Origin of the sequence: Nostoc sp., from assembly GCF_036917575.1 — a bacterium.
GTDB lineage: Bacteria > Cyanobacteriota > Cyanobacteriia > Cyanobacteriales > Nostocaceae > Nostoc.
Genome location: NZ_JBALDC010000095.1, coordinates 1 through 7406 on the forward strand (window position 1 = coordinate 1; position 7406 = coordinate 7406).

Here is a 7406-nt window from a genome sequence, read left to right on the forward strand (position 1 = left end):
TGTAATTCTACATCCATTGCCCTACCTCCCTTGCAGAGTTTTTTCTTCTAATCCTTTTATTTAGAATAACCGGAAAGTGACAGAAGAGGGATATAATGCTGAATCAACCGTATTGCCGTCGAACTCACGTCAGTTTAAGATTTTAACTTCGCGCTATTCTGGATCAAACGTCAGCGAATCAGTTTATAGCAGCGAACAAACAAGCATGGGTGGGAAATTAATTGTATTTGAAGGGGTGGAAGGCTGTGGCAAAACCAGCCAAATGCAGCTTTGTTCTGAGTGGTTGGAAAGTTTAGGTATTTCTGTAGTGGTAACTCGCGAACCAGGGGGAACAGAGTTAGGTTTACATCTTCGCCGTTTGCTACTAGAAAAGTCAGAAGATAAACCAGTTGCAGAAGTGACAGAACTTTTGTTGTATGCTGCTGACCGATCGCAACACGTTGAACAAGAACTTAAACCAAATCTCACAGCCGGGAAATATATTTTATGCGATCGCTACACTGACTCTACCGTTGCCTACCAAGGATATGGTCGCGGTCTGAACATGAGTTTAATCAATCAGCTTAATAATATTGCTACTGGTGGTTTAGAAAGCGATTTAACTATTTGGCTAGATGTCGATGTCGAAATTGGACTAGCCCGCAAACTCTCAGACTCAGTAGGACTAGACCGCATTGAACAAGAGACAATCGCTTTTCATCGCCGCGTTCAGCAAGGATACGCACATTTAGCAGCATCCCATCCCTCACGAATTGTTCAAGTAGATGGCAGCTTGAGTAAAGAAGCTGTACAGCAGGTAATTCAAGGAATTTTACGCCTACACCTGCATTTGTAGAGGTGGGGATTGAAGGAGCAGGGGAGGCAGGGGGGACTCTTGAGAATTGGGGACAAGGTGAAGGGAAAGACTTGTTGCAAGTTCTCACCTCTTGTCACCTTGTCCCCCTCTTTCAAGGGTAGGTATTTTTTGCAAATCCCTTTGCCTACTTATGGCATTTAGTAATAACTAATACAGCAATTTTTATGTGGCATACTTGGCGAGAATAGAACTTTTGCCATTATGAGGTAAGCCAATTATGATCGAGTATCCGCGATGCTTATGGCAACAAGCTATTTAATACTGAATATTTTTTTGTAGTATAACTAACTAAGATTTAGAGCAAACAACTTGTTATTGAAATAATCTGATGCTGGATTTTGGGAAAAGCCTTTTTGGTTATAAACAGTTTATTCCCCACGGTGATCGCTATCTTTGGAAGCCGGAATTAGTGGTGTTCCATATTGTATCTGACAGTTTAATTGCCCTTGCTTATTATTTTATTTTGATCGCGCTACTTTATTTTGTCCGCAAGCGCCAAGATTTACCCTTTAACTCGATATTTCTACTATTTACAACATTTATTGTTATTTGTGGCATTACCCAATTAATGGAGATTTGGACGCTTTGGTATCCAACTTATTGGTTGAGTGGTTCCCTTAAAGCTATTACAGCCATAGTTTCACTGTACACAGCTTGTGAACTTATACCTTTGAAACCAAAAGCACTTGCTCTCCAGAGTTCTGTACAGCTAGAGGCAGGCAATCGAGAACTTGAGGGGGAAATTAGCGATGTCTACAACGAGCTTTGCTTATGCAAACAAACAGAACTTGCACTACAAGAGGGGGAAGTTCTGTTGCGGCAAGTTGGCGATAATCTGCCCAATGGAGCAATTTATAAAGTAATCCGCGAATTTGATGGTAGCGATCGCTTTTCTTATATCAGTGCGGGGATTGAAAAACTGATGGAAGTCAGGGTAGAAGATGCACTGAAGGATTCAAGTTTGCTTTATCGCCAGTTTATCCCAGAGGATGTACCACTTTTCCAGGCAGCAATCGAGGAATCTCAGCGGTATCTATCAGTGTTTGATATACAACTGCGAATCCAGACGCCCAGCGCTCGGCTGAAATGGTTACATTTTCGTTCCACACCACGCCAGTTACAGGATGGTTGTGTGGTTTGGGATGGGCTGGTAGTGGATATCACTGACCTCAAGTGTGCTGAAGAAACACTACGCAAGAGTGAAGCCTTATTAGAAGAATCTCAGCGAGTTGCTCGTCTCGGTAATTGGGAGTTTGAACTTGCCACTGGCAAAATTACCTGGTCAAAGCAGCTGTTTGACCTTTTTAATCGAGATCCCGCCCTGCTTGAGCCGAACTACCAAGAAAATCTGCAATTGTTTTGGGCAGAAGATGCAGGAAAATTAGCCCAAGCAATTGAGCAGGCAATGTCAACTGGAGAATCCTACAAACTCATTCTGCGTGTATCTCAAACTTACGGGTCTACTAATTATATTGAGGAGATTGGACATGCAGAATTCAACACCGATGGAAAAGTAATTCGCCTCTATGGGACTGCCCAAGATGTTACAGAACGGCAAGCCGCACTCAACAAATGCAAACAAGCAGAAATTGCTCTCAAACAAAGCGAGATTCGCTACCGGGCGATTGTAGAAGATCAGACTGAACTCATTATCCGATACTTACCAGACGGTACACTCACCTTTGTCAACCAAGCTTTTGCAGTTTATTTTGGGCGATCGCCAGAGGAACTGATCGGCAGCTGCTATCAACCGATTATCTTTGAGGCAGACCGGGAGCGAGTTGCTCAATTAATAGCTTCAATGAATGCTGATAATCCTGTAGTCATCGTTGAGAATCGTGTAGTTCTGGAAGATGAGGTGCGTTGGACTCAGTGGCATAACCGAATGCTGTTTGACGAGCAAGGATGCTTTATAGAATTTCAATCGGTAGGACGGGATATCACAGTTCTCAAGCAAATCGAAGAAACACTTTTTCAAGAAAAAGAATTAGCTCAGGTGACGTTGCAATCGATTGGAGACGCAGTTATTACCACAGATGTGTTTGGCAAGATTCAATATCTCAATCCGGTTGCAGAATCTCTGATTGGATGTAGTCAAGCATCAGTACAAGGTTTGCCGTTAATAGAAGTCTTAAGAATTGTGCATGAAACGACACGGGAACCAGTTAAGAACCCAATTGAGCAAGCATTAGAGGAAAATCAAATTGTAAGTTTAGCAAACCATACCGTCTTAATTGCTCAAAATGCTCAAGAGATTGTGATTCAAGATTCAGCTGCGCCGATTCGCAATCGTGAAGGACAAGTTATCGGCGCGGTTATGGTGTTTCATGATGTGACTCAGAATCGCCAACTGGCGCTTCAGCTATCCTGGCAAGCAACCCATGATGCCTTAACCGGATTGGTGAATCGCCAGGAGTTTGAGCGGCGGGTTGAACATTCATTGACCCTCGCTAAGTTAGACTACCAGGTTCATGCGTTGTGCTATTTGAATCTCGATCGCTTCAAAATTGTCAATGATACCTGTGGTCATCTAGCTGGAGACGAATTACTGCGTCAAATTACTGTCTTATTGCAGGAGAAGATTCGGAAAACTGACACACTGGCACGGTTAGGGGGGGATGAATTTGGAATATTGCTCAATCAATGTCTGCCCAAGCAAGCTTTACGAGTTGCTAATGAATTGCGTGAGTGTGTTCAAGAGTTCCGGTTTGTTTGGCAAGAGCAGGTATTCTCAATTGCAGTAAGTATTGGCTTGGTTGGTATCGACGTGAATAGCGAGAGCCTTACAGAAATTATCAGTACGGCTGATGCAGCTTGTTATACCGCAAAGAACCGGGGGCGTAACCGCGTATACCTTGCTGAGACTGACGATCAAGAGCGACTGCAACAGCGTGGCCAGATGCAGTGGGTTAGTCGCATTTCTAAAGCTTTGGAAAACGATTGGTTTTGTCTTTATGCTCAAAAGATTGCCGCTATTACTCCGAGCGATCAAAACGGCGACCATTATGAAGTGCTGCTGCGGCTGCGAGATGAGCAGGGAAATTTAGTGTTGCCAATGGCATTTATTCCAGCAGCAGAACGCTACAACTTGATGCACCTGATTGATCGCTGGGTAATTCGGACTTTGTTCAAAAATTGGCTAACGCTTGCTGGCGATGAACAAAGCATCTATGCGATTAACCTCTCTGGCTCTAGCATCAACGACGATCAATTCATTGACTTCTTGTATGAGCAGTTTACCCTATACCCCATCTCACCCCAACGCATTTGCTTTGAGATTACCGAAACTGTAGCGATCGCCAACCTCATAAAAGCTAGGCAGTTTATTCAGTCGCTTCAACAGATGGGCTGTCGCTTTGCATTAGACGATTTTGGAGTAGGGATGTCATCTTTTGCCTATCTCAAGTATCTGCCTGTAGATTATCTCAAAATTGACGGCAGCTTTATTCGTAACATTGTCGAGAATCCTGTAGATGATGCGATCGTCACGGCAATCACGCGAATTAGCAGTGTGATGGGTATTCAGACGATTGCTGAATTTGTAGAGAATGACGCAATTTTAGAGCGAATTACAGCATTAGGAATTGATTACGCACAGGGATATGGGATTGCAGTACCTTGCCCATTAGGCTAGGGAGGGGGCAGGGGGCAGGGGGCAGGGGGCAGGGGGCAGGGGGCAGGGGGCAGGGGGCAGGGGGCAGGGGGCAGGGGGCAGGGGGAGCAGGGTAAGGGAAAGAATTGTTGCAAGTTCTAACTTTTGTCCCCTTGTCCCCTTGTCCCCCCTGCCTCAAAACCCGTAACTTTGTACTTTATGCAAAAGAAAACTGCTGTATATTGACTTAATAGCGATCGCCACTTTCTTTTCTATCACTCTGAATATACAAGTAGTTCTGATTAAGATTGCAATGTTCCTCATCAACATTACAACTTCCATAAGGAACATTATAATATTTCTTATCAACATCACAATATTCCTTATCAATGCTGGAATATTTCTCATCAACATGAGAATATTTATAAGGAACATTGTAATATTTCTCATCAACATTACAATATTCCTTATCAATGCTGGAATATTTCTCATCAACATTAGAATATTTCTGTATAATCTATGTTTCAGTCGGACAAACTGACTGCATTTTTTGAGGAAGTTGCCGACACATCTGCTGGAATCCTTGAGGATTAATTTGCCACCAAGCAAATAATCCCAGACTTGTACCCCCTACAAGCAACGCCAACACTCCCCCCAGCATTACCAAACGTTTACCCCGCTTCGGTTTTGTAATTAAAGTTGGTGGAATTTCTGGGCTGAGAGGTGGATCTTCTGGAAGAGCCAAATCTAGATCCAAATCTAGTAAAATTTGCGAACTTTCTGTAAAAGAAGTTGGTTCTTCTAGTTCTTCAAGTTCCTCTAATTCTTCTTCCTGTATTTCTGCTTCTATAATCTCTTCTGGCAACGCCGGAGTCACAGGTACTAAATATTCTGGAGAGACACGGCAATAAGTGAGAACAACCGATGTATTATCGTGCCCATTTTTTTCGTTTGCCAAGTTAATCCAGTTGCAGACAGCATCTTCAACTGTCAGTTGCCCTGTTAACACGGGTATTGCATAATCTTGCCAAGATTGTTCCACCCAGTTGCGATCGCTTAAACCATCAGAACACAGTAGCAAGATGCCATCTTCTTCTAGAATAAATCGCTGAACCTTGAGACGCAAAGATTCTGAATCTCTTGTCCCCAATGCTTGAGTTAAAGCACTAGCATCTGGTCTAAAGAGTGCTTTTCGATACAAGCTTTTAGCAAGGCGTACTTCTCGCGTTGCCACATCATCATCTACTGTCAATAGCTGGCAAGAATTGCGAGTAATCCAATAGGCACGGCTATCACCAACATTAGCCAAATAAAGCTCATGGGTATTATTTGATTGCCACCCAGTACTTGTCTGGACTCGTTGTGGAACTTGCAACGCCATGACAATAGTTGTAGCCATGCGTTCTCTGCCCTGGCGTTTTTGTTCATCATTGCGGGCACAAATTAGATTATTTACCACCCGTAAGCTTGCTTCTAATTGTTCCTGCAACAACTCAGGTGGAAAAAGTACAGTTTGTTCTGTCACCTCAGTTAGTAAAGCCCGAATTTGCAACTTTACAGACTGTACTGCCAACTGACTTGCAACCTCACCGCCTTCGTGTCCGCCAATACCATCGCAAACAATCGACAAGCAACGCAATAAAGGTTCATCCAAATCACTCAAACTATTGGGATAGCAAGCATCTTCATTTTGTGCCATCATTGGGCCAATATCTGTAGAACCTGCCGCCTTTAAGACTAACGGCAATTCTGCCGCAGCTGCTAGTAGTAAATTATTGAGTTGAATATTAATCGTCTCTAACTCAGTTTCAGTTTCACACATCTGCTGGACAATGTTTTGTAACCCTTTGGCTACTGATGCCTTTGCAGAAACTACCCAAAACTGCCAACACTCGCCCAGATTTTGTAAACTCAGCTTCTCATTATCTGGTGTTTGGTAGAGTTCCAACAGTCGCACACACCAACCTTCGACTCTCAAGTTGTCTGCTACTAGTAAACTGCGGCTAAATCCCAATTCTGCTAGAGGTGTCCAAAGTTGGAGAATTTGCCACAACCAATAAACTTGTCGGACTGCCGTGGCTTCCTGCCATGTCTCAACAATAGTTGGATAGATATTTCCTGTCTTATCTATCGGCGCATTTTCCAATAAAAGGATATCAGTTGTATCTTCCTGAAGATTACTAGCAAACCCATAAGCTTGTGGCAAATGCAACTGCTCTTGATATAACTGTAAATAAGGAATTACTTCCTTTGGCAGTTCTTCAGGTACGTCTGGCGGTAGTCCTGGTTGAGTATCCAGCCAAATTTGTTGTTTAATTACTTCATACCTATCTGCTACCTTTGTGCCTGGTGAAATTTGAGCAGACAATGAGCCAGTCGCCCACAGATAGCGGTGAACTAAAGGAGTTTGGCAACTAGCACAAACACTATCTCCCATCGGATTAATCGGGCTATTACAGCGTGGATTTATACAAAAAATTATCAGTTGAGTAGAAATCATAAAATAGGAGTCGGAAGTCAGAATTCAGGAGTCAGAATTCAGAATACTCTACCTAAAAAGGGATAGAATTTGAGAATGGTAATATCTAATACTTATTTTGCCTACAAGGGGCAAGGTTTTAAACCAATATTCATCAAAGGTCTACAGAATTTATACTGACTCCTGAATCCTGAGTTCTGAATTCTTTTTTATAATAAATGAACTTCGATTAACTTTAGCTGGCAATGAATTGAAGGCTAGAATAAACTAAACCTGTGTACCTGAACTTGTGTACTGCTAGTTACACTTTGTTACTGAAAATTAGCAAAGTTATTGGTAGAAATACTCAATTTTGTTTTCTGTAAATAACTTACGTCTGGCTGTATCTAATCGTAGAGTGCGATTCGTTGCTTAGTGAATCGCGGTAATCAGTCCGTACATAACTAAGCCAGTCTGACAGCAGATTACTGTCATTAAAA

Annotated in this window: 3 protein-coding genes; 2 read left to right on the top strand and 1 reads right to left on the bottom strand. The window is 42.6% G+C overall.

The genetic code is table 11. The annotated features are described in order from the left end of the window. The first annotated feature begins 205 nt into the window (after window positions 1–205). Window positions 206–835 carry a dTMP kinase gene (gene tmk, locus V7K79_RS27340; protein WP_335052297.1) on the top strand — a complete coding sequence of 210 codons (630 nt, stop codon included), beginning with the start codon at window positions 206–208 and terminating at the stop codon, window positions 833–835. Between the two features lie 349 nt (window positions 836–1184). After that, window positions 1185–4490: an EAL domain-containing protein gene (locus V7K79_RS27345; RefSeq protein ID WP_335052293.1), complete on the top strand. Its 3306-nt coding sequence runs from the start codon at window positions 1185–1187 to the stop codon at window positions 4488–4490. 475 nt (window positions 4491–4965) lie between these two features. On the opposite strand, the gene V7K79_RS27350 is transcribed toward V7K79_RS27345, so the two are convergent. Beyond that, window positions 4966–6948 (bottom strand): PP2C family protein-serine/threonine phosphatase, encoded by a 1983-nt coding sequence (locus V7K79_RS27350; RefSeq protein WP_335052295.1) that lies wholly within the window; start codon window positions 6946–6948, stop codon window positions 4966–4968. Window positions 6949–7406: the final 458 nt, after the last annotated feature.

Bases quoted from the DNA above. Each gene is read 5' to 3' on its own strand.
- tmk (WP_335052297.1), top strand. From the start codon at position 206: ATGGGTGGGAAATTAATTGTATTTGAAGGGGTGGAAGGCTGTGGCAAA.
- V7K79_RS27345 (WP_335052293.1), top strand. From the start codon at position 1,185: ATGCTGGATTTTGGGAAAAGCCTTTTTGGTTATAAACAGTTTATTCCC.
- V7K79_RS27350 (WP_335052295.1), bottom strand. From the start codon at position 6,948: ATGATTTCTACTCAACTGATAATTTTTTGTATAAATCCACGCTGTAAT.